We start from the raw sequence: 20,805 nt of genomic DNA, 5'->3' as shown, positions 1-20,805 counted from the left end.
CCACGAATGTGCGTCAACCTAATATACTGGCGCCACCGAGGGCGATTTCCGAACTTGTCCCGGCCGCAGAATCTCAGCGAACTGGTTTTGTCCGAGATCTTATCCGGCAAGGTGAATTCTTATACAGATCTGGTCGACAAATTGAAGGTGCGAGAATACTTTGCCCAATTTGGGCTTTCTCGGTATCTCCCTGAAATCTATGGCCGATGGGCCAATGTTGAAGCAATCGACTGGGAGAATCTTCCCAATCGATTTGTCCTGAAAACAAATCACGGTTCAGGCAACCACGTTATTTGCTGGGACAAGGCTGCGATGAAAAAGGAGGATGCTCTCCGCCAACTGGAATTCGAGTACGATTCGCGACTCGGGCCCATGGAACCGCAATATGCAGGCATCGAGCGCATGTGTTACGCGGAGGAACTCATCGAGGACACCAGGGGAGGGGGCAGGCCGATCGATTACAAGTTCATGACGTCGGGCGGTGAGGTCAGAGCCATACTAGTCTGCGCAGAACGAGATAAAGGAACTAAACTGGCCCTGTTCAGCCCAACCTGGGAGCAATTGCCTGGTATTAAGCCGCACAAACTCTCTCAACGAGAGTATCTACCTCCGCCCAAACTCGAAGAGATGCTTCAAGTCGCTCAATCGATTGCTAAGCGCTTTACGCAAGTTCGAGTCGATATGTACTGCCTTCCTGACGGGAGGGTGCTTCTCGGAGAATTGACATTTACACCCGAAGGGGGATATATGCGATACTTTACTACCTCGGCCCTGCGCGATCTCGGGCTTCCTGAGGGCATTGAATAATCAAGCAATTGGGGCTTCTGAGGAAACGCTCCTGCGGGAAGTAACTTCATCGATCAAACCCGCTTCAGCTGAAATGCTCCTGAAACTCGGAACCGCGCCTGTCGCAAGACCGTCCGGTTTTGATATCCCTTGCTTCTTGCAATCAGCGCCTGTGTCGCTCCGAGGGTGGGTAGAGGAGTTGCGTGAAAAATCACCACGCGATTTCGACGACTTGCATTATTCAATCCGGCCCGTTGGTTCCCCAATCATCTCGACCCAGATGAGCACATCACGTGAGCCCTGTGGAGACTCCGAAGTTGAATGCCGTAATGGGGCCGCCATGCCCATCGGGCTTCGGGGCGCTGAGGGATAGAGGCGGAGCCCGCGTGAAGCGCCTCCGGTGGCTGCTCTTTCGCCAGGTCCTTGTTCGGATACTCGGGTCCGTCATGCAAGGCATTCTAATCCTCCTTCTCCTGCTCGACATGGGAGCGGTCACGTTTGGAATCTTCGGTGCTATTCTCGCTCTTGGGGCCTACCTTTCACGGGTGTTCAACCTGGGGATGCCGACGCGAGCGCTACGGCTTGCTTCAGAACGAGACGCAGACTCGAGCGCGTCGACTCTGTTGGCGGCTCAAACACTTCTATCAATGCCCCTAGGGATCGTCCTAGTGGCGGTCTCAATCACCGTTTTCGAGGCAAGCTGGACGTTAACCGTTATGGCAACTGCCTTAGTGGTGGGCGATCTATTGGTAGAGGCCACATTGGCCGTCCTTCTGGGTAGGCAGCTACATTCACGCGCTGAGATAGTTATGGGATTTAGGCGCCTGACACCCTTGCTTGGATGGGTTGGCGGGAATGCCGTCGATGCTGCTCCCGCCGGGTTGATGCTCGGCGTTTCGTGCGCCGTCATCGTGAGCTTGGCAGTTTGCCTTCCCACATTGGGGGCGCCACGCGGCCTTGTAGCGGAAGTCAGGAAGTCACGACCGTACTGGTACTCTTCGCTGCTATCGGGAGTCAATGGCCTGGACGTCTTTATTCTTGCACTGCTTGGTCCTGCTAATTTGGCGGGCTGGTATGCCGCGGCATCCCGAACGCTGGCGCCCCTGAGTTTGCTGACATCGTCGGCCGTTACGTTGCTAGCGCCCAAGCTGGCGACGGTGTTGCCAGCCCAACGGTCTCAGCTTTTTAGAAGGGCCCGGCGCTACACGTTGCTGCTCGCTGGGGGGCTGGGGGTAGTGGCGCCATTCCTTGGGCTAGCGATTCCAACCTTCTTGGGTGAAGAGTTTGACGGGTCCTCGCCCTTGTTTGCTGGGTTCATCGCACTAGCGGGCATTGTTGCACTTGGAGAGGTGTATAGTTCACTGTTTGTAGCTATGGATAATGCACGGGCGTTGGTCAGGGTTCGCCTGATCAGCAGTCCTCTGCACCTCGGCTCTGTTGTCTTAGTCATGGGTGCTGGTCCAACAGGGCTCGGCATCGCTATAGTGGCGGCGTCGGCTTTGCACGTTATGGCTTTGCACATCTTGGCTCAAAGACGATGGCGAGTATGATCTTGGAGAAGCCGGTGCAGGCGCCCAAGGGGACCGCTGGGGCACCTGCGCTGCCTCGGTGGGGGATGGCAGGAACTGAATCGCGTCCCGCGAGTTTGCTAAATTCTGGTGCGCGAGTTCCGGCAGGCGTTGGCGAGGAGGTCAACCCTACGTCGCCAAAGGATGCGTCAGTCGGTAGGGTGGTGGTGTGATTGCGGATGTGATGATGGCGGCCTGTGGCGCGCTCGCGTTGCTCTTGTTTGCCGGCACCTACAGGCTGGCGGGAGTGGTGTTCGTTTGGGCGGCGCTCTTCCCCATTTACTCCGTCGGAACGCTCCCTCCCGTGCTGTTTGATTTAGTGCGCTACGGGCTAGCCGTTGCCATCGGTGTCAGGGCATTGCACCTCCCAACAGCGGCTCCGTGGCGTTTCGCGAGACCGTGGGCATTGACCCTGCTGGGTCTAGGCGTGTGGCTCACCGTCGTCGGGTATGCCAGGCCGGACCCTCTGGACACCCGAAGCGGCGTGACCATGCTCCTGGCCGTCGCCTGTGCCTGGTTTGCACTTCATCGGCTCCCTAATCCGCGGTCCGTCTTGACAGGTTTCGCTACCGGCGCGGTTATAAGTGCCCTCGTGCTCATCGCCACCGCGGCCGGGCTCGGGCCTGCAGTTGCCTTGGTTCCCGTCTCTGATGCCGGGGTGATGAGGCTGACCGGCTTGGGCCCGTCCGCCACGAAAGTTGCAAGCGACCTAGGGATGGCAGCCCTCGTATTGGGCGTGCTAGCGGCCATCGAGCGGCGAGGACGGCTGTTAAATGCTGCGGGCACGGGGATCTGTATTGCCGGTCTGCTGCTGTCGGGTGGCCGGGTAGGGCTGGCGATGTTGGTCCTAGCTTGCTCATGGCTGTTGCTGCGCGGACGGTTGCGGGCGCGCCACGCGCTTATGGCCGCAGCGGCTGCTCTAGCCATAGTGTGGTGGTTGGCACGGCAGGGCCTGGCGCTGAGCACGTTGGACCGGTTGGTGCAGACGGGGCCCCACGGATTCTCAACAGGCAGGGTTGAGTTGAATGCGTATGCCCTGGCAGCAACGTTCGATGGGTTCTTGGCAAACGGCACCACTGCGTTCGCGCTAGAGTACGGAGGGACTCCCCACTTCGCACCGTTGTCGTTCGGGGTCGCTGGGGGGGCCGTCGCCTTTATCGCCGGGGCGTTCCTCGTAGCAGCACTTCTTCGGGAGCTTGTTCGGGACCGCCCGACCCTGAACATCGGAGTACTCGCAGCCCTTGCGGCGTACACCATTATTGAGCCGAGTGGGGCGTTTGTCGGCCTAAGCAGCGTGACGCTTTTGCTCTCAGTTATCAGGGCGGAACCGGCTTGTCCGTTTGAGGGGCGTAGGCCGGCGAGGCTCCTGACGAGCCAGAACTAGCGTTCCTAGTGGCCCGCGTTTGAAGTTGCTTGACGGTTCGCCTTCTTGAGGATCTCGTCTGGGGTCTTGGTCCAGACGAAGGGGTGGCATCGGTCGTTCCAGCCGTCGATGAAGGCGCGGATCTTGGCGTTGAGGTCCTTGACCGAGCCGAAGCTGCCGCGGTGGATCGCCTGGCGTTCGATGATGGAGAACCAGACCTCGACCAGGTTGAGCCAGGAGCCAGAGGTCGGGGTGTGGTGCACGTGGATGCGAGGGTTCTTGTCCAGCCAGACCCGGACCTCGGCCTTCTTGTGGGCGGCGCGGTTGTCCATCACCAGGTGCAGCTCGCCCTCTGGGTAGGCGCGGGCCACCTGCTTCATAAACGGGCTCTTCGTCTTTGAGGGTGGGGTCATAGTTTCAGCCCTCCGCCGATGAGGAGCATGCGGAGGCGGTAGTTCTCGAAGTTGGTCAGTCCTCGGGCGATCCGTCGGTGGAGTTCGAAGAGCCCCCAAACGAGGCCTTCGCCTTCCGGCGGGACCGGATCTCGGCGACCTTGGCCGGGGTCAACTTCGAGGGACCTTTCGGGCCGGGCCCGCTTAGGGCCAGCCAGGCCAGCATCCTCGGACGACTCCACGGCCCGCGTCCTCCCCCCACGCCACCTCTCTCTCCCCTCCACCGCAACTGGCAAGACCCCGATTGGCGCAATGAAATCATATAACCAGAAGCAGGACGACCGCAGGTCAGCGGCGTCGGGCCACGTGACGACGCACTACCTGTCCAAAGCCAGGTGTGATGACTGCGAAATTAACCGCCTTCACAATTGCGTCTGCTTGCGCAGTGGGGGACCATCGAGAGTTAGTGAGGGCCCGAATCTCGTTCGCAATCGACTCCCCGTATTGCCCAATCTGCCTCAGCCAAAATAAGCTCGCAATGGCAAACTCACGCGGATCCAGGTCGGACGTCAGAGTGCCGGTGCGACCATCAATTATGGCCTCAAACTCGGGCATTTGGCGATAGGCGTCGGCTACCGTGACTACAGGGGTGCCTGCGTTCAAACTCTGCAAGACCGTCAACCCAGCAGCTACCGGTACGAGGGTCACGTCGATTCGACGGTAGACCTCTTCGAGTGCGTCGACTGAATAAATCGCGCCTGGAAGATAGAGGTCGACTCCTGCCGCGGCGGCTTGCGTCTCCAGTCGCTCTCGCTCTGGACCCTCACCGACGATCAGACAGCACGCGCCCAATGTTGACCTTCTGTTGACCTCTGCCACAGTTTCGATAATGGCCTCCAGCTGTTTAGTGCGAGTCAGCCTCAGTACTGCCCCGATTGTAGGACGGTCTGGTGGGGGGAGCAGTTCGGGTACGAGCGCCGCACTGGGTGCGTCCGAAAGAGATGAGTGACTGTTGTAAACTACTCGAGTCCGGTCTCTGGGGAAACCCAGGTCGACACCTATACGTTGACCCGTTGTACCGTAAAGAAGAAGTAAGTCAGAAAGGCGGTAGAAAAACATCCTAATAAGTCGACGGATCCCCCCCTCAGGTCTATGCCATCCTATGGTCCAAAATAAGACCCGTCGACCCCTAATGCGGCTAGTCACGGCGTTCACCCACGTGGAGAGATGGGAAACATCGCCAAGAAAGATGACCACCTCAGGATCAAACTTGCGTAGAACCGTACCCAATCCCCTCTGCCACAAAAATGGCCCTAGCCACCGATTTCTCACCGCAGCTTCACGTCTAAAGGTTCCAGGCGGAATTACAGAGATGGTCCCATCGCGCGACTGGCCACCTGTAATGAAAAGGATATCGGAGAGTCTCTTTTCCAGCTCAAGAAATACGCCGTACCGATAGTGCGGAAGATGTGGGTAGACGACCGCTACCCGCCTCCTGTCTGGCTTCCAAGTCATGAACGCTCCAGTCTTTCGGCGGCAACACGTTTCATCACGGGTCCGTCCAACAGTCTCTGATGCTCGGCCCGGTCCGCCCCTTCAAATCGCGTGCGAAGTATGGTCGCCGGGACTCCAGCTACGATGCTGTAGGGAGGAACGTCTTTGGTCACAACCGCATGCGCCGCCACGATTGCACCGTCTCCAACGGTCACGCCACGCCGGACTAGTGCTCCTTGTCCGACCCAAACGTCGCGCCCAAACCGCGTACGTTGTTGAGTAGGACGCCCCGTGAACTGCATAGGCTCCCCCACCACGTCCCAGACGTGGTCGTCTCCAACGACGTTGACGCCCGACGCCAGCATTGTGTACCGGCCGATCGACACAAGGGGGGCTACAGAAACTCTTGGTCCAATAAAGACCCATTCTTCCGTTTCAAGATCTCGACTAACCCGTGCGCTGGGATGAACGTAAGCTGTAGGGTGTACACCTTTTAGACCCCTCGCGACTCTTATAGCGTTACGCCTGAGGTGACTGAGCATGGCGTATGTGGTGCCACGTCGCTTTAAATTCATTGCTTTCCGCCGCGAACTCCAGCCCACTGGTGATGCCGCGACGCTGTGGAGGCTATGAATCGGACCACTCTTCTGCTTGTATCACTGATTTGATAATCACTAGGTTCCGTGAAACTGACTCCTCGGTCTGTTGTCACCATTCGAATGGCACGAGTCACGTCGGAGGCGTCGAGGCCCGTCATCATAATTGAGCCAGTATCAAGCGCTTCAGGTCTTTCGATTGAATCACGCAAGGTTATGGCAGGAAAGCCCAGCATGGACGACTCCTCTGCTATAGTTCCCGAATCGGAAAGCACGCACGTGGCGTTAATCTGAAGTTTATTATAGTCATGAAATCCAAAGGGCTGCAGAAATTCTATGTCGTCTAGCGGTTTGGTGTCGGGCAAGCTTCTGAGCCGCTTTCGGGTCCGAGGGTGTGTGGATACGATTACGCGCTTTCCAAATTGCCGTCTGACGGAGATTAGGCAGGCCAGTAGTCGCTCCAGTCTCTCTGGGTCGTCAACGTTCTCTTCCCGGTGAGCGCTGACGAGAAAGTACTCATCCCTTTTCAGGCCGAGACGTTCCACAATATCCGATGCCTCAATTTTAGATAGACTACTATTCAGCACCTCGCGCATTGGGGATCCGGTCACCAAGATTCGGCGCGGGTGAAGCCCCTCGGCCAATAGGTTGCGCCGTGCGTGTTCGGTATAGGGGAGGTTGAAGTCGCTCACGTGGTCCACGAGGCGACGGTTTGTCTCTTCGGGCACGTTAAGGTCGAAGCAACGGTTGCCGGCCTCCATGTGGTAGACGGGAACCTTCATCCGGCGGCCTATCAATGCAGCGATGCATGAATTCGTGTCGCCGAGAATGAGAAGGGCGTCGGGCTGCTCCGCTCGGATGACGCGTTCGACGGCGATCAGGGTGCCGCCGAGAACAGTTCCGAGAGAGGAAGTGTCGACGCCGAGCAGGTGGTCCGGCTTGCGGAGTTCGAGATCGTCGAAGAACACCTGGTTGAGTTCGTAGTCGTAGTTCTGACCGGTGTGCACGAGGACGTGATCGATGTTTGCGGTGGCGTCGAGTCGATGGATCACGCGTGAGAGTCGTATGAGCTCTGGGCGTGTGCCGACGACGGTCATAACCTTCACGAGGGTTGCTCCTCGACTCGAACGGGCGCGGCGAACGTGTCCGGCGCGTCTCGCCGGAAGAGCTCATGGCTCCAGAACTGGGTGAGCATGACGACGTCGCCGGTGTTTGTAATGTTGTGCACCCAGCCTATGGGCATGTCAACCGCCGCGGGGTCGTCGCCGGACACCTCGAAGTTGAGCACCTCGTCGGAAAACATTTTCCGAAGTTGGATGGTGCCGCAGCCGCTCATTACAGCAAAGCGCTCGACTTTCCTTAGGTGATAGTGCTCGCCTCGGGTAACCCCTGGGACCGTGGTCGAGAAAGCTGTCTGGCTCTCTCCGCCACGACAACGGACCGTTTCCACGAAGGCGCCCCGAGAATCAGCTTGCGGCAGAAGTGCGATTGGGTAGTGCTCTGGGAAGAGGGCGGCTCGGTAGGTGTTGAAGAGGTCGACCCGGAACTTAGTCGACAGGTCTGGGATCTCTCCCGTTGGGACGTAGGTTGTGTGGAACTCCTGCAGCAGGTCCCAGACCTCCTGCACTGCATGCTCCTCCGGTGCGGGTACGAGGCTTTGCCGCCTCGTGGTCAGACCGTCGAGCAATGCTTGAGCTGCGTCTTGTGCGTGTAGAAGGCCCACGCGGCCGTGGTTGATGTTCGCAGTGTCACCATGGACTGTGGTGTGGACGAAGGTAGCGATAAACGAGTTGTATTTCGGCCGTCCGTGCTCGCCGAATATGTTTGGCAGGAACACGTTGACGAATTGGCCCCCGACGCGTTCGACGGCCGCGTTGAGGATGGCACCCGCCCGTTCCTTCGATGAACCGTAGGGTGTTCCGTTGCCGGACTGGATCGAGTTTGCGAAGACGACGCGAACGGGACGCCCCTCTGACTCGATGGCGGCCGCTAGCTCCGAGGCCAGGCTCACGTTTGCCCGCTTCGACGGCCTGCTCGGAGTCGGCACGGTTGACGCCGGCGAGGTGGATGATGGCGTGTACGCCGGCGAGGCGTTCTGGCAGTCCATCCCATGTCTTACGATCAACGGCAACTACTTCGTGGTTGGTTAAGGCATGAAGTCTCAGGCGGGTGTGCCAGCCGAGGAAGCCTGTCGCGCCGGTCAGCAGGATCCTCATACGCGGCCATCCAGAAGGGCCTGAATCTCGGGCAACGCCCTGACTAGCTCGGCGGTCTGGGCGACGTCAAGCCGCTGGGTGTTGTTGGAGTCGAACTGCGTCATGTGTGGCTGACGTTCGCCCTCATCAACGTAAACGGAGTAATCGAGGCTCCGAGCGTCGAGCGGCACACGGAAGTACTCCCCCTGGTCGATGGCGTGCATGGACTCCTCGTTCGCTAGCAGTGTCTCGTACATCTTCTCACCGTGCCTAATGCCGATGCGCCGAATGAGCGGGTCGACTCCCATCACTTGGGCCACCGCCTGGGCCAGCGTCTCGACCGTGCACGCGGCGGCCTTCTTGACGAACAGGTCCCCGGGTTCGGCGTGGAAGAAGGCGTGGTTGACGAGGTCCACCGATTCGTCGAGCGACATCAGGAACCTCGTCATGGAGGGCTCGGTGACGGTCATGGGGTCGCGGTTGACGATCTGGCGGACAAATAGCGGGATGACTGACCCTCGCGAGTACATTACGTTCCCATAGCGTGTGATTGACACGGTGGTCTTGGACGTGGGGTGGTTGCGCGCGAAGGCTTGGGCGGTCTTCTCCATCAGTGCCTTCGTCATGCCCATCGCATTGACCGGATGCACCGCCTTGTCCGTGCTCAGGCACACCACGGATTGGACCCCGTGAGCGTGGGCGGACTCGATCACGTTCTGGCTGCCGACGACGTTTGTCTTGACGGCCTGGTCCGGGAAAAACTCGCAACTGGGGACCTGCTTTAACGCGGCAGCGTGGAACACGAAGTCGGCTCCGGCCACGGCGTTATTGACGCTGTGCCGGTCGCGGACGTCACCGAGGAAGAACCGCATCCGTGAGTCGCTCAGCCGCTGGCGCATCTCGTCCTGCTTGGCTTCGTCACGGCTGAGGACCCGCACCTCGGCGGCACCCTCGGTCAAGAGGTGCCTCACCATAGTGTTGCCGAAGGAGCCGGTGCCACCGGTGATGGTGATGGTGGCGTTGTTGAGGTCGGTCATGGGTGTGGTACTCCCGCGGCATTCGTTTGACGGTCTAGGACGAGGATCCGTCCGACAGTGTGAGTCATGAGAAATTTCCCACCCTCTCTGTTTGATCGCTCGCTGCTCGCGGGCCTTTGCGCCGCGTGGCGGCTTCGCCTAGTATCCACGAGAGCTTGGGTGCCCCCACTGCACAGGCCATCTCCGAGTGATATACACGCTGACCTCGTGCCCCCATCTCTAAGAGCTCCGTGGGGGAAGCATCCGCGAGTTTTCGGACCGCTTCAACGACCGCGTCAACGTCTCCAGGCTCGGCTACCGCGCCGGCATTGGCGTCTCTCACGACTGAGGCAGCATCCCCGCGTGCCACGACCAGCATCGGTGTCGCGCTCGCTAGCCCATACTGAACCTTGCTCGGCATAGTCACAGAGAAGAGTGGCTCGTCAGCGAGAGAGATTACAGATACGTCGGCATCGACCATTAACTGAGCCGCTTCGGCGGGATCAACGCGGTCCAAGAAGTGAACCCTAGGATGTTCATTGGCTAGGGAGACCAAATCCCGTTTCACCACTCCGTCTCCCAGCATGACGAGATGCGCTGGAGCCGTGCGGTCGTCGAGGAAGGCCCTGACGACGTAGTCAAGCGCCTGCGCGTGACCGTGATTTCCTGCATAAAGGAAGATGCGGTTGTTCTGGTGGACACCTACGCGAGAGGCCAGCGAGCGGTGGCCGAGCGTCGGAGTCGGCCAAGATTTCTCCTGCAACTCCTCTTCGGGCACCCAGTTGTAAACGACGGAGAGCTTCTCTTGGGGGACACCCCGTTGCGCTAGAAGGTCAGCCATGCCCGGGGAGATGGCCGCGACGTGCTCAGCCATTTTGTATGTCGATTCGACATAGTGGTTGATGATGCGACGTGCGAGCCTCCCGAATGTTCCTGGGAAAAACCCGGAGGCGAAGATCGAGTCCGGCCATACGTCTTGGACCAGCAAGACGTAGGGCTTACCCCATAGGCGACTGGCCACCATTGCTGGCAGGGCGGCTGTCGCGGGGGAGGAGTAAACAAGCGCGACATCGGCCGACCGCAGCGAGCGAAATCCCAGAATGCTGGCCGCGATAGCCCAAGTCGCGTAGTTGGCGAACCGCTTCATGACGCTCGAGTCGTGACTTGGATATAACGGAACGCGTTGCACCCTGATCTCTTGGCGCATCTCGAAGGTCCCCCGGAGGGCTGAATATCCATCTGCGACCACGCCGCTAGGGTAATTTGGAATACCCGTTAGGACCTCGACGTGTAAACCTTCACGCGTCAGCGCTCTGGCAATCCCTTCCGGGATGGCCGCGGGCTCAGGTGGGTACCATTGGCATATGAAGAGGACACGGAGTCCAGGCTGGTTCATCGGGCAGCCACCTGCACATGGGCACTCGGCAAGGGGCATTCGATGCGGAGGGCGCGGTCCAGGGGGCCGTACCGGCAGTGCCGAGTGGCCGCGACGTCAAGGTGCAACCATCTCACCCAATCACCCGCGTGATCTGGGCTATCAAACGGCCGAACTGCTCTTCCGTCATCGCTGATCCGCTGGGCAACGTGAGGCCTTGGTCGAAGATCTTCTCAGAGGTGCCATCGATGATGCCTTTGATGCCTCGCGAGACTGGTTGCAGGTGCATGGGTTTCCATATGGGTCGTGTCTCGATGTTGGAGAGACGCAGGGCGGCGCCTAGTTCTCGCGCACTAAATGTTGCGCTGTGAGGATCCACGACGATGCCAGTCAGCCAGCAATTGTCCTGGGAGTCGTCTTCGCCGCCGAGGATTCGCACGCCAAGGTGCTCTCGAAAGATGTTGCGGTACCGCTCACGCCAGGAGCGACGTCTTGCGATCATCTCGTCTAGGCGTGTCAGCTGGGCTCTCCCCAGTGCGGCCAAGATGTTGGAGAGTCGGTAATTGTACCCAACCTCGTTGTGTTCGTAATGTACCACCGGCTCTCGTGCCTGCGTGGAGAGCTTGCGCACGTGGACGGCCAGCGCCTCATCATTGGTCAGCATCATCCCGCCGCCCGAGGTCGTCATCACCTTGTTGCCGTTGAACGAAAGCACTGAAGCGTCCCCAAACGAACCGGTCGGGAGTCCCTGCCAAGTGGAGCCGAATGACTCCGCGGCGTCGGACAGCAGACGCGCCTCGAACTCTTGCGTGACCTCCGTTATCGCGCCGTATTGAACGGCCTTGCCCAGCAGATCGACGGGCACAACCGCAGGGACATGCCGCCCCTCGGAGCGCAAGTGTGTCAGAGACTGGCGAAGGAGGGAGGGCGACATATTGCCCGATTCCTCGTCACAGTCGACGAAGAACGGCTCGGCTCCCACATAACGAATGGCGTTGACAGTGGCCGCGAACGTCAGGGTTGAGACTGGGACCACATCACCCGGGCCAACTCCCCACGAGACGAGAGCAAGATGCAGGGCTGCCGTCCCCGAGGAAAGGCCCACGGCGTGCGCTACGCCGACTCGCTCGGCGACCTCCGACTCGAAGGCATGTAGGTCTGGGCCCGCGGGCGCCACCCAACCCGAGCGCATGGCGGCGAGAACATACTCGCGCTCCAACTCGCCGACGTCAGGGGCCGAAAGGAGAATGCGCTCTGCGGTTTCGTCGAGACTCGGAAGGGAGGCATCGACGGGTGACGGCCTCACGGACGGGGGGGTGGAACTGGTCACGAGCTGCCCGTTCCGGACAAGGAATAGCCTCGCAGAAGGTCCGGCAGTTCGATGGGCGCGATCGTGGAAGAGGTGACTGAGTGGGCGTCGAGGGGCGGGACATTCACCGCGCTCATGAGTGGGTGACTAGTCGGCAGATGCACCTCATGGCTGGCGAAGAGAACCTCTGAAAGCTTCTCACCAGGTCGGAGACCGGTGAACCGGATATCCACGTGCTCGCCGGAGAGGGTTATGAGTTCTTTAGCCACATCAACGATCTTCACTGGCGTGCCCATGTCGAGGACCATAGCCTGGCCGTCGTGGCCGATGGCGCCAGCTTGCAAGACGAGCTGGCAGGCCTCGGGGATGAGCATGAAATAGCGCTCCACGTCCGGGTGGGTCACGGTCACGGGTCCGCCGCGACGGATCTGCTCGGTGAAGGCAGGGATGACCGAGCCGCGGGATCCGAGGACGTTGCCAAAACGGACGGAAACGTACCGTCCTGGCTCATGCTTGGCGAAATGCGCAGTTAGACGCTCGGCGACGCGCTTGGACGTGCCGAGCACCGACGTCGGGCTTGCGGCCTTGTCGGTGGAGATGTTGACGAACGTCCCCACCCCTGCAGTTGACGCTGCCTGAAGAACGTTGAGGGTTCCCAAGACGTTGGTCTTCCACGCCTCATCGGGGTAGCGCTCAAGCAAGCTGAGGTGCTTGAGGGCTGCGGCGTGGAACACGACGTCCGGGCATATCTCACTGAACGAGTGTTCAAGGCGTTCCGCGTCGCGAATGTCGGCGAGCAGCAGGTCGTCGCCCTCGAGCAGACCGCGACCTGTCATCGACAGCTGCACGGCGTGCAGCGCTGACTCGTCACGGTCGAGCATGACGAGGCGAGCAGGGGAGAAACGCTGGATCTGGCGGCAGAGCTCGGAGCCGATCGAACCGCCTGCGCCGGTAACAAGGACAACCTTGCCGGTGATGTGCTCAGCGATGGCGTCCTGGTCCAACTCGACGGCCCGGCGGCCCAGGAGGTCCTCGAGGTTGATGTCGCGCAGGTCGGTGGCCTGGGGGTCTGACTGTCGCAGCCACTGTTCGATCGGGGGAAGGGTCTTGACCTGCAGCCCGGCCTCTCGGGCTTGGGCCTGAATCTCTCTCAGGAGTTCTGCGTCAGCTCGAGGGATCGCGACGGCGAGATACTTGGCCCCCGTGCGCTCGGCGACCGCGGCGAGGTCCCGGCGGGTGCCCATGACCGGGATGCCCTCGATCTTCAGTCGCCGCTTGGAGCGGGCGTCATCCAGGAGTGCGACAGGAGCGAACTCGGAGCGGTCGTCGTGGAGCATGTTGTGCACGAGCCGGCGACCGGCCAGGCCGGCGCCGAGGATGATGACGCGCTCCCCGTCGGGGTTAGACGCCACCCGGTGCGACCGGTAGGTCCGCACGGTGAAACGCACGGCGAGCATGAGCACGATGGCCAGGGCGGGGGCGAGGAGCGCTACCGAGCGGGGAAGAACTACGTCAGGCGTTGCCCAGGCGATGGCGATGATGACGAGTGCGGTGATCAGAGCGGTCTTGACGACCGAGGTGACCTCGTCGAAGCTGCCGCGCATGTGCCGGACCATGTAGGGCCCGGTCGCAAGTCCGATGGCCCCGTGCAGAACCGCGGCAAGGCCGGCCACGATCCACGGGGTCGCCTGAGTCAGCAAGTTCTGGTCGAAGCTGAGGCGGGTCCAGAGGGCGAGCAGCAGCGCAATCGCCCAGGAGCGCCGTCGGTGAGCACCCAGAGGGCGCGGACGGTGAACTCTCGGGACGGTCGTGGATCGGCGGCGGACTGCTCTCGGGACATGCGCTCCCCTGTGCGACATAAACGGCGGGACCGGCCAATCCTGCCCTATGTTTACACCTCACGCAATGTGAAGCGGGAGACTAGCAGCGATTCGTGTGTCTGGTGTGACTCGGGGTCGGCGTCGCGTGGTGTTTGGCGGCTCAGGCGTTCGCCTTTCGCCGACCTCCTTGGAGCTCTTGCCCTGGGTCTTGGCGACGAACTTGGTGGCCTGCCGGTTGGCGAGCATGCGGGCCAGGCCGACGAGGACACCGGAGAGGATGGCGAAGGCCACCGCCTCCTTGATGTCGATGTCCGGATCCTCCGGGTTGCTGGGGGAGTCGTTGCCGGTGACGAACTTCCAGGTGCCGTCGGTCATCTTTCGGGCGACAACGCTGGCGCCGATGGCGGCGACGGTGGTGGCGAGCTTGGCGACGAGGTTACCCATGCCGCCGATCCTGCCACAGCACCCTGTTAGGGTCAGAGTCGAACGACAGGGGAGCGCATCAGCGCTGAGAGTGCGGCACCCGGCCGCAGACCCTTGAACCTGCTCCGGCTAGCACCGGCGAAGGAAGTCGAAGGAGAGAGCAATGCGGCATACCCGCGTCCTGGCCCTCGGGCTGGTCCTGTCCACCACCCTCAGCGGGTGCACCCTCCTGGGCGAGGGCGCTGACGAGGGGGAGGCAGCCACGCCGGCGCCGCCCCCCACAGCCGAGCCAGCCACGGAGACGCTGGACGACGCCGCACTGACCAGCCAGCCGGACGGGGTCGTGAGCTCCGACGACACGAGCCGGACCGCGACGGCCGCCCCGCCGTCCGACCCGGGCACGGTGGTGCTCACCGCCCACGACTCCTTCTCCCTGCCGGACGAGCTCATCGAGGCGTTCGAGGCCGAGTCCGGTTACGAGCTGCAAATCCAGCTGGCGGGCGACGCGGGGGCGATGGCCAACCAGGTCGTCCTCACCGCGGGCCGCCCGACCGCCGACGTGGTCTTCGGGATCGACAACACCTACGCGACCCGCGTGGTCGAGGCGGACGCCCTGGCCGCCCACACGCCGGCCGACCTGCCTGAGTCCGCGGCGGAGCACGCGCTCGAGGACGGAGGCGCGGCATACCTCACCCCCGTCGACTTCGGCGACGTGTGCGTCAACATCGACAACGTCTGGTTCGCCGAGCAGGGGGTCGCCCCGCCGGTGAGCCTGACCGACCTCACCAAGCCGGAGTACGAGAACCTCTTCGTCACCCCCGGTGCCAGCACCTCCAGCCCCGGCCTGGCGTTCCTGCTCGCCACCGTCGGCGAGTTCGGCCCCGGGGAGTGGCAGGGCTACTGGGAGGACCTCATGGCCAACGGGGCGAAGGTCACGAGCGGTTGGACCGACGCCTACACGGTCGACTTCACCGCCGGCGGGAGCGACGGTGACCGGCCGATCGTCCTCTCCTACGCCTCCAGCCCGCCCTTCACCATCCCAGAGGGCGGTTTCGAACCGACCACGAGCGCGCTGCTGGAGACCTGCTTCCGTCAGGTGGAGTACGCCGGTGTCCTCGAGGGCGCCGACAACCCCGAGGGGGCCCGGGCGGTCGTCGACTGGCTGGTCAGCCCGGAGGTGCAGGCGGCCATCCCGGACAGCATGTACATGTTCCCCGTCGCCGACCAGGTGGCACTGCCCGAGCTCTGGGCCCAGTGGGCCCAGGTCGCCGAGGACCCGATCGTCGTCCACCCGCAGCAGATCGAGGCCGAGCGCGAGACCTGGCTGCGTGAGTGGGCGGACATCGCCACCGGCTGAGTAGGTGATCCTGACGTGTCTGGGCTACAAACGACGGTGTGAAGATCGACAAGAGACTGATCAAGCGGGGGATGGATCTCGCGGTCGCGGTTGTTGGGTTAGCGGCTACCGCGCCCATCCAAGCTGTCGCTGCCGTGGCGATCCGCTGCACCATGGGGCGTCCCGTGCTTTTTCGCCAGCAACGGCCCGGTTTGAACGGTCAGATCTTCGAGATGGTCAAGTTCAGGACGATGCATCACGTCGACACGGTGCGTGGCAGGGTGACGGACGAGGAGCGGCTCACAAAGCTCGGCCAGTTGCTGCGCAGCACCAGCGTCGATGAACTCCCGACGCTGTGGAACGTCCTGCGCGGAGACATGTCCATCGTCGGCCCCCGGCCCTTGCTCGTCGAGTACCTTCCCCTCTACTCGCCCGAGCAGGCGCGGCGCCACGATATGCGCCCAGGGTTGACCGGCCTGTCGCAGGTGTCGGGCCGGAACGCCGTCTCATGGGACGAGCGATTCCGTCTGGACGTTGCCTACGTGGACGGATGGTCCCTGCGCGGGGACGTCGAGATCCTCTTGCGGACCGTGGCGGCCGTCGTCAAGCGGGATGGAATCTCGGCGGAAGGCGAGGCCACGATGACGGCGTTCCGAGGGAGCGCTGCACCAGAGCCGCCGACTAGTCAAGGGCGGGGCTGAAAGCCAGGCTACGGTTGAGCCATGGATCTTGTCATTATCGGCGCTGGCGGCTTCGGTCGAGAGGTGCTGGACGTCGCGAGAGATAGTGCTGCCTCTTCATGCAGTGAGGACTTGCGTCTTCGGTTCCGCGGTTTCGTAGATGACGGGAGCCCTGACCTGCAGCGACTTGAGAGGATCGGAGCAGATTATCTCGGCAGCAGCACCGAGTTGGCTCGGCTTCGCGGAGCAGCCTATGTGGTGGGAGTGGGGAATCCGAAGGTCCGTGCACAACTCGCGGCCAGAGCGGACGAAGCGGGCCTGATCGCCACCACCCTGGTCCACCCGTCCGCAACCATCGGTGCCGATGTGACTCTCGGGCCAGGGACGGTGATTGCCGCAGGCGTCCGTATCACCACGAATGTGCGGATCGGGAGGCATGTTCATCTGAATCTCAATGCCACTGTCGGACACGACGCCGTGCTTGAAGACTTCGCGACGGTCAACCCGTTGGCCGCGATTTCGGGGGACGTCGTGCTGAAACAGGGCGCCACGATCGGTACGACCGCTTGCGTCAACCAAGGACTCTGCGTCGGCAGCGAGGCGGTCGTGGGGGCAGGCGCGGCGGTGGTCAAGAATGTCGAACCTGCCACAACCGTTGTGGGAGTGCCGGCTCGAGCCCTGGGTCAGCGTTAAGGGTCGGTCCTCGTGCTCAGCGGCGCCGGCGCCGCTCGGACGTGCCAGTTCGCCTCTTCGTGCTGGTGGGTGACGGCGCGGTCCACGGGGCCACGCGGTACTGCCCCAGCTGCTCCCCGGTCCGGCTGACGACGGTGACGGTCCCGCCGGCGGCGGCGCACAGCCGCCGGGCGAAGCCCTCCGCGCGCAGTCTCTCGCCGGAGAAGAGGCTCTGGCCGGTGTCGTCGAACACCTCCCAGGCTCCACGGTCGTTCATCTTCACCACAAGACGGGTCACGGTCGTCTCCCTGCTGGTTGCACCCTCCGAGTGGGCGAATTATGACACGCCGATGTCGCAGTCGCGGGTGCGAGGGATGAGGGGTCAGGTCGTCCGGCACAGGGGTGCGGGTGCGGTTTCCGGCGCCCGAATCGCCTACCATCGTGCCGACGTTCTGGCGAGTTGCTGACGGGAGGGGTGAGGTCGCATGACCACGACCCAGCTGGTCCTGCTCGGGGTCGCCGTGCTCGCCGTCGCGGTGCTCGTCCTGGCGGTCGGCATCTGCCACGCGAGGACGGTGCTGGACGAGGCGGAGCTGCGCACCGGCGTGCGGCGCTGCGGGATGAGCGGTGACCGTGCCGGGGTGGCTTCAGCGACGGACGGGGTGAGTGCAGGGGTCCATCACCAGCCGGAGTAGGCCGCGACGTCCTCGTCGGTAACCTGGCCGAGGGCGGCGGCGTCGATCGCGCGCGTGAGCAGGTCGACGCCCGGTCGGCCGCTTCGGGGGCGATGACCAGGGGCGGGGTGACCTCCAGCTCGTTGTCCCGGACCGGGTAGACGACCGCCCCGAGCCGCCAGGCGGCCATCACCGTCCTGGCGGCGAGGGCCGAGGCCGCGTCGCGGGAGCCTGGACGAGCTCGACGCCCAGGGCCAGGCCGCGGCGGCTGACGTCTCCCACGTGGGCGGCGCCGGGGCGGCCGGACGGGGGTGTGCTCGTTCTTTGCCGGATGGCAGACTGCCGTTCATGGCGTACCTAGGGTCGGTGCGGTGCGACCCGGCGATCGTGCACAAGCTGCGCCGCAAGCACAACATCACTCCGGAGGAGGTGCAAGAGGCACTCCAGTTTCCTGCGACGCCTCGGGTCGCTTGGGAGCAGCATGAGGATCATGGCCACCGGCTCGTGGCTGTGGGCACAACTGCTGCTGGGCGGACAGTCATCGCCTGGTTGCTGCCGGTGCCATCCTGGGATGAGCAGGCCGACACATGGGTTGTGAAGTCCGCGCGGTGGGTGTGACAATGAGCAGGATGAAGGACTGGGTAGAGGACGAGTCGCTGACCCGGGAAGAGACGCTTGCTCGGTTCGAGGCGCTGTCTCCCGAGCCGGTGACAGGGCCGCGCGATCTGCGAGCGGTCACGGCCGCCATGATCGAAGAAGGCTGGACGCTTGTTCGCGTCGAGGGCAACGAGGTTCAGCCCGGCGTGGCGCTTCGCAACGTGAGCACCATGGTCAGGCAGTAAATCCCCTGCTGATCTCGTCTACTTGAGACGCCGGGACGGCCAGACCGACGCGTTGCAGTGTGCAGCCGATGAGTTGACAGTTCGACAACCCGATCGCGCCGATGACGGCCGGACGCTCGACATCGATGGCCCAGAGCACAGCTCCTAGATCGCCGTCCCACCGACAATGGAGGATCTCGGTCCCGTTGAGCGGGACCACCACTGCCGGGCCGACAAGGGTGCAATCGACGAACCGGTAGTTCTCGAGGACGTCCGTGTGCAGAGTGAGGTCTGCGAGCCGGATGAGATCACGGTGATACTCGCCCGGAGGCTGAAGCGTCATAGCAGCACGGTAGCGGGTGCGGCGGCTCTGGACACAGAGCTGGTGGCCCCGGTGCTAGGGTCGATCGGTCGCGACAGGGGAGCGCCTCGGCGCTGAGAGTGCGGGATCACCGCAGACCCTTTGGAACCTGCTCCGGTTAGCACCGGCGAAGGGAGTCGGGTTTGACGCCCACCGCTGACCCGCACCCGGGTCGCGCCGTGGTGCCCGGCCGGCGCCGGGTCGTCACCGGCCCGGGTGCGACCCTCGGCTTCGTCGCCCTGGTGCCGCTGGCCTTTCTTACCGTCTTCTTCCTGCTGCCGGTCGGCGGGATGCTCGCCCGCGGCTTCCTGCCGGACGGGCAGTTGGACCTGTCCGGCATACCGGACGTCCTCGGGCGCAGCCGCACCCTGCGGGTCATCACCTTCACCCTGGTCAGCTCGCTGGCCGGGACGGTCCTGACCCTCCTCGCCGGGGTGCCGGTGGCGTTCGCGCTCTACCGGCTGCGCTTCCCCGGGCGGGGGCTGCTGCGGGCCGTCGTCGTCATGCCGTTCGTGCTGCCGACCGTGGTCGTCGGCGTGATGTTCCGCTCCCTGCTCTCCACCGGCGGGCCGCTGGGGGGCCTGGGCTGGGACGGGACGTGGGTGCCGATCCTGCTCGCGTTCGTCTTCTTCAACCTCGCGGTCGTCGTGCGCACCGTCGGCGGGATGTGGGAGGGGCTGGACCGGCGGGCCGAGGAGTCCGCCGCCACCCTCGGTGCGAGCCCGTGGACGGTATGGCGCACCGTCACCCTCCCCGCGCTCCTCCCGGCGCTCATCTCCGCGGCCACCCTGGTCTTCCTCTTCTGCTCCACCGCCTTCGGCGTGGTGCTCACCCTGGGCGGGCTGCGCTACGGCACGGTCGAGACCGAGATCTACCTGCTCACCGTGCAGTTCCTCGACCTGCAGGGCGCGGCCGTCCTCTCGGTGCTGCAGCTCGTCGCGGTCGTCGCGATGCTGGCGCTCGCCTCCCGCGCCCGCTCGACCCGGGAGCAGGCCCTGACCCGGGTCGGTGCCGTGGCGGCGGCCCGCCGCCCCCGGCGGCACGACATACCGGCTCTCGTGGTGACCGCGGTCGTCGTCGCCTTCGTCCTCCTCCCCGTCGGGTCGCTCGTCGTGCGCTCGCTGCGGGTGGGCGACGGGTGGGGGCTCGACCACTACCGGGCGCTGACCGATCCCGACGCCACCCAGGCCCTGCGGGTGAGCGTGACCGAGGCGATGGGCAACTCGCTGCGCACCGCCGTGGACGCGACCGTCCTGGCGATGGTGCTCGGGCTCATCGTCGCCGTCCTCGTCTCCCGCCGGCCCCGGTCGCGTGGCTGGTCGCGCGTCGTCTCCGGGCTCGACGGGGCCTTCATGCTCCCGCTCGGCATCTCCGCGGTGACGGTCGGCTTCGGCTTCCTCATCACCCTCGACCGCGGGCCGCTGGACCTGCGGACCTCCCCGGTCCTCGTCCCGATCGCCCAGGCGATGGTGGCGCTACCGCTGGTGGTGCGCACCCTCGCCCCGGTCCTCCGGTCGGTCGACCCGCGCCAGAAGGAGGCCGCGGCCACGCTCGGCGCCAGCCCCTGGCGTGCCGCCTGGTCCGTCGAGGCCCCTGTGCTGACCCGGCCGGTGCTCGCCGCGACCGGCTTCGCCTTCGCGGTCTCCCTCGGGGAGTTCGGCGCGACCGCCTTCCTCGCCCGGCCGGACCGGCCCACGGTGCCGGTCGTCATCTACCAACTCATCTCCCGCCCGGGGGCCGACCACCTCGGGATGGCGCTCGCCGCCAGCGTGCTCCTCGCGCTGCTCACCGTCACCGTGATGGGCGTCGTCGAACGGCTCCGGGTCGGATCGGTGGGTGCCTTCTGATGCTCGAAGTGGCGGGTGCGAGGGGGCGTGAAGTCCGGGCGAGACTGTTCCAGAAGTCTCGTTGTTCCAGTAATCTG

At 63.3% G+C, this 20,805-nt stretch carries 19 protein-coding genes, 2 pseudogenes and 2 riboswitches; of the genes and pseudogenes, 8 read left to right on the top strand and 13 right to left on the bottom strand.

Features of this window, described 5'->3' with window-relative positions; all coding sequences use genetic code 11:
* Positions 1–54: 54 nt before the first annotated feature.
* Both E3Z34_RS15970 and E3Z34_RS15965 read left to right on the top strand, forming a co-directional pair.
* Complete coding sequence (locus tag E3Z34_RS15970; protein ID WP_158288714.1) at positions 55–807, top strand: ATP-grasp fold amidoligase family protein; 753 nt, start codon at positions 55–57, stop codon at positions 805–807.
* Positions 808–2,523: 1,716 nt separating this feature from the next.
* On the top strand, positions 2,524–3,738 hold the full coding sequence (locus E3Z34_RS15965) for a hypothetical protein (RefSeq protein ID WP_134774399.1): 1,215 nt from the start codon (positions 2,524–2,526) through the stop codon (positions 3,736–3,738).
* A 5-nt stretch (positions 3,739–3,743) separates the two neighbouring features.
* Here the strand turns inward: E3Z34_RS15965 and E3Z34_RS15960 are convergent.
* From E3Z34_RS15960 to E3Z34_RS15915, 11 genes and pseudogenes are all read right to left on the bottom strand, one after another.
* A pseudogene (locus tag E3Z34_RS15960) lies at positions 3,744–4,100 on the bottom strand (transposase); the annotation flags it as partial.
* 357 nt (positions 4,101–4,457) lie between these two features.
* The gene (locus E3Z34_RS20375; RefSeq protein WP_158288713.1) at positions 4,458–5,228 is read right to left on the bottom strand and encodes a glycosyltransferase; all 771 of its coding nucleotides are present in this window, start codon (positions 5,226–5,228) and stop codon (positions 4,458–4,460) included.
* Positions 5,229–5,620: 392 nt separating this feature from the next.
* On the bottom strand, positions 5,621–5,905 hold the full coding sequence (locus E3Z34_RS20370; RefSeq protein ID WP_420818963.1) for an LbetaH domain-containing protein: 285 nt from the start codon (positions 5,903–5,905) through the stop codon (positions 5,621–5,623).
* A 269-nt stretch (positions 5,906–6,174) separates the two neighbouring features.
* Complete coding sequence (gene wecB, locus E3Z34_RS15945; RefSeq protein WP_134774396.1) at positions 6,175–7,305, bottom strand: non-hydrolyzing UDP-N-acetylglucosamine 2-epimerase; 1,131 nt, start codon at positions 7,303–7,305, stop codon at positions 6,175–6,177.
* Positions 7,302–8,210 (bottom strand): polysaccharide biosynthesis C-terminal domain-containing protein, encoded by a 909-nt coding sequence (locus tag E3Z34_RS15940; protein WP_238695228.1) that lies wholly within the window; start codon positions 8,208–8,210, stop codon positions 7,302–7,304. The genes wecB and E3Z34_RS15940 overlap by 4 nt, the downstream gene beginning before the upstream one ends.
* A 73-nt stretch (positions 8,211–8,283) precedes the next feature.
* A pseudogene (locus E3Z34_RS19960) lies at positions 8,284–8,415 on the bottom strand (NAD-dependent epimerase/dehydratase family protein); the annotation flags it as partial.
* Positions 8,412–9,431: an SDR family NAD(P)-dependent oxidoreductase gene (locus E3Z34_RS15935; protein WP_134774395.1), complete on the bottom strand. Its 1,020-nt coding sequence runs from the start codon at positions 9,429–9,431 to the stop codon at positions 8,412–8,414. The pseudogene E3Z34_RS19960 and the gene E3Z34_RS15935, both read right to left, overlap by 4 nt.
* A gap of 64 nt (positions 9,432–9,495) precedes the next feature.
* Complete coding sequence (locus tag E3Z34_RS15930) at positions 9,496–10,806, bottom strand: glycosyltransferase family 4 protein (protein ID WP_158288712.1); 1,311 nt, start codon at positions 10,804–10,806, stop codon at positions 9,496–9,498.
* 112 nt (positions 10,807–10,918) lie between these two features.
* The gene (locus tag E3Z34_RS15925) at positions 10,919–12,091 is read right to left on the bottom strand and encodes an aminotransferase class I/II-fold pyridoxal phosphate-dependent enzyme (RefSeq protein ID WP_238695227.1); all 1,173 of its coding nucleotides are present in this window, start codon (positions 12,089–12,091) and stop codon (positions 10,919–10,921) included.
* Positions 12,092–12,111: 20 nt separating this feature from the next.
* Positions 12,112–13,698, bottom strand: coding sequence for a polysaccharide biosynthesis protein (locus tag E3Z34_RS15920; RefSeq protein WP_238695226.1), 1,587 nt, complete (start codon positions 13,696–13,698; stop codon positions 12,112–12,114).
* 294 nt (positions 13,699–13,992) lie between these two features.
* The gene (locus tag E3Z34_RS15915; RefSeq protein WP_134774392.1) at positions 13,993–14,358 is read right to left on the bottom strand and encodes a DUF4235 domain-containing protein; all 366 of its coding nucleotides are present in this window, start codon (positions 14,356–14,358) and stop codon (positions 13,993–13,995) included.
* Positions 14,359–14,395: 37 nt separating this feature from the next.
* Positions 14,396–14,501: riboswitch (TPP riboswitch) on the top strand.
* Between E3Z34_RS15915 and E3Z34_RS15910 the strand changes: the two genes are divergently transcribed.
* The 3 genes from E3Z34_RS15910 to E3Z34_RS15900 all read left to right on the top strand — a co-directional run bounded on the left by E3Z34_RS15910 (position 14,501) and on the right by E3Z34_RS15900 (position 17,046).
* A complete protein-coding gene (locus E3Z34_RS15910; RefSeq protein ID WP_134774391.1) occupies positions 14,501–15,694 on the top strand; it encodes a thiamine ABC transporter substrate-binding protein in 1,194 nt (397 codons plus the stop codon). Its footprint overlaps the riboswitch before it by 1 nt.
* Before the next feature lie 38 nt (positions 15,695–15,732).
* Complete coding sequence (locus E3Z34_RS15905; protein ID WP_338043747.1) at positions 15,733–16,374, top strand: sugar transferase; 642 nt, start codon at positions 15,733–15,735, stop codon at positions 16,372–16,374.
* A 21-nt stretch (positions 16,375–16,395) separates the two neighbouring features.
* On the top strand, positions 16,396–17,046 hold the full coding sequence (locus tag E3Z34_RS15900) for a NeuD/PglB/VioB family sugar acetyltransferase (RefSeq protein ID WP_134774390.1): 651 nt from the start codon (positions 16,396–16,398) through the stop codon (positions 17,044–17,046).
* A 16-nt stretch (positions 17,047–17,062) separates the two neighbouring features.
* On the opposite strand, the gene E3Z34_RS15895 is transcribed toward E3Z34_RS15900, so the two are convergent.
* On the bottom strand, positions 17,063–17,323 hold the full coding sequence (locus tag E3Z34_RS15895; RefSeq protein WP_134774389.1) for a hypothetical protein: 261 nt from the start codon (positions 17,321–17,323) through the stop codon (positions 17,063–17,065).
* Positions 17,324–17,510: 187 nt separating this feature from the next.
* Here E3Z34_RS15895 and E3Z34_RS15890 point away from each other — a divergent pair, with 187 nt between their 5' ends.
* Positions 17,511–17,720 (top strand): hypothetical protein, encoded by a 210-nt coding sequence (locus E3Z34_RS15890; RefSeq protein ID WP_134774388.1) that lies wholly within the window; start codon positions 17,511–17,513, stop codon positions 17,718–17,720.
* A 599-nt stretch (positions 17,721–18,319) separates the two neighbouring features.
* Positions 18,320–18,541 carry a hypothetical protein gene (locus tag E3Z34_RS15885; RefSeq protein WP_134774387.1) on the top strand — a complete coding sequence of 74 codons (222 nt, stop codon included), beginning with the start codon at positions 18,320–18,322 and terminating at the stop codon, positions 18,539–18,541.
* On the opposite strand, the gene E3Z34_RS15880 is transcribed toward E3Z34_RS15885, so the two are convergent.
* Positions 18,531–18,863, bottom strand: a complete 333-nt coding sequence (locus E3Z34_RS15880) for a hypothetical protein (protein ID WP_134774386.1) — start codon at positions 18,861–18,863, stop codon at positions 18,531–18,533. The two genes, E3Z34_RS15885 and E3Z34_RS15880, sit on opposite strands and share 11 nt — an antisense overlap.
* A 65-nt stretch (positions 18,864–18,928) precedes the next feature.
* Positions 18,929–19,034, top strand: a riboswitch (TPP riboswitch).
* Between E3Z34_RS15880 and E3Z34_RS15875 the strand changes: the two genes are divergently transcribed.
* On the top strand, positions 19,025–20,728 hold the full coding sequence (locus E3Z34_RS15875) for an ABC transporter permease (RefSeq protein WP_420818962.1): 1,704 nt from the start codon (positions 19,025–19,027) through the stop codon (positions 20,726–20,728). Its footprint overlaps the riboswitch before it by 10 nt.
* Positions 20,729–20,805 lie beyond the last annotated feature (77 nt).

The sequence above is a fragment of the Ornithinimicrobium flavum genome (assembly GCF_004526345.1).
In the GTDB taxonomy this organism is placed as follows: domain Bacteria; phylum Actinomycetota; class Actinomycetes; order Actinomycetales; family Dermatophilaceae; genus Ornithinicoccus; species Ornithinicoccus flavus.
The sequence above is the reverse complement of the archived record's forward strand: the minus strand, read 5'-3'. Positions and strand labels throughout refer to the sequence as shown.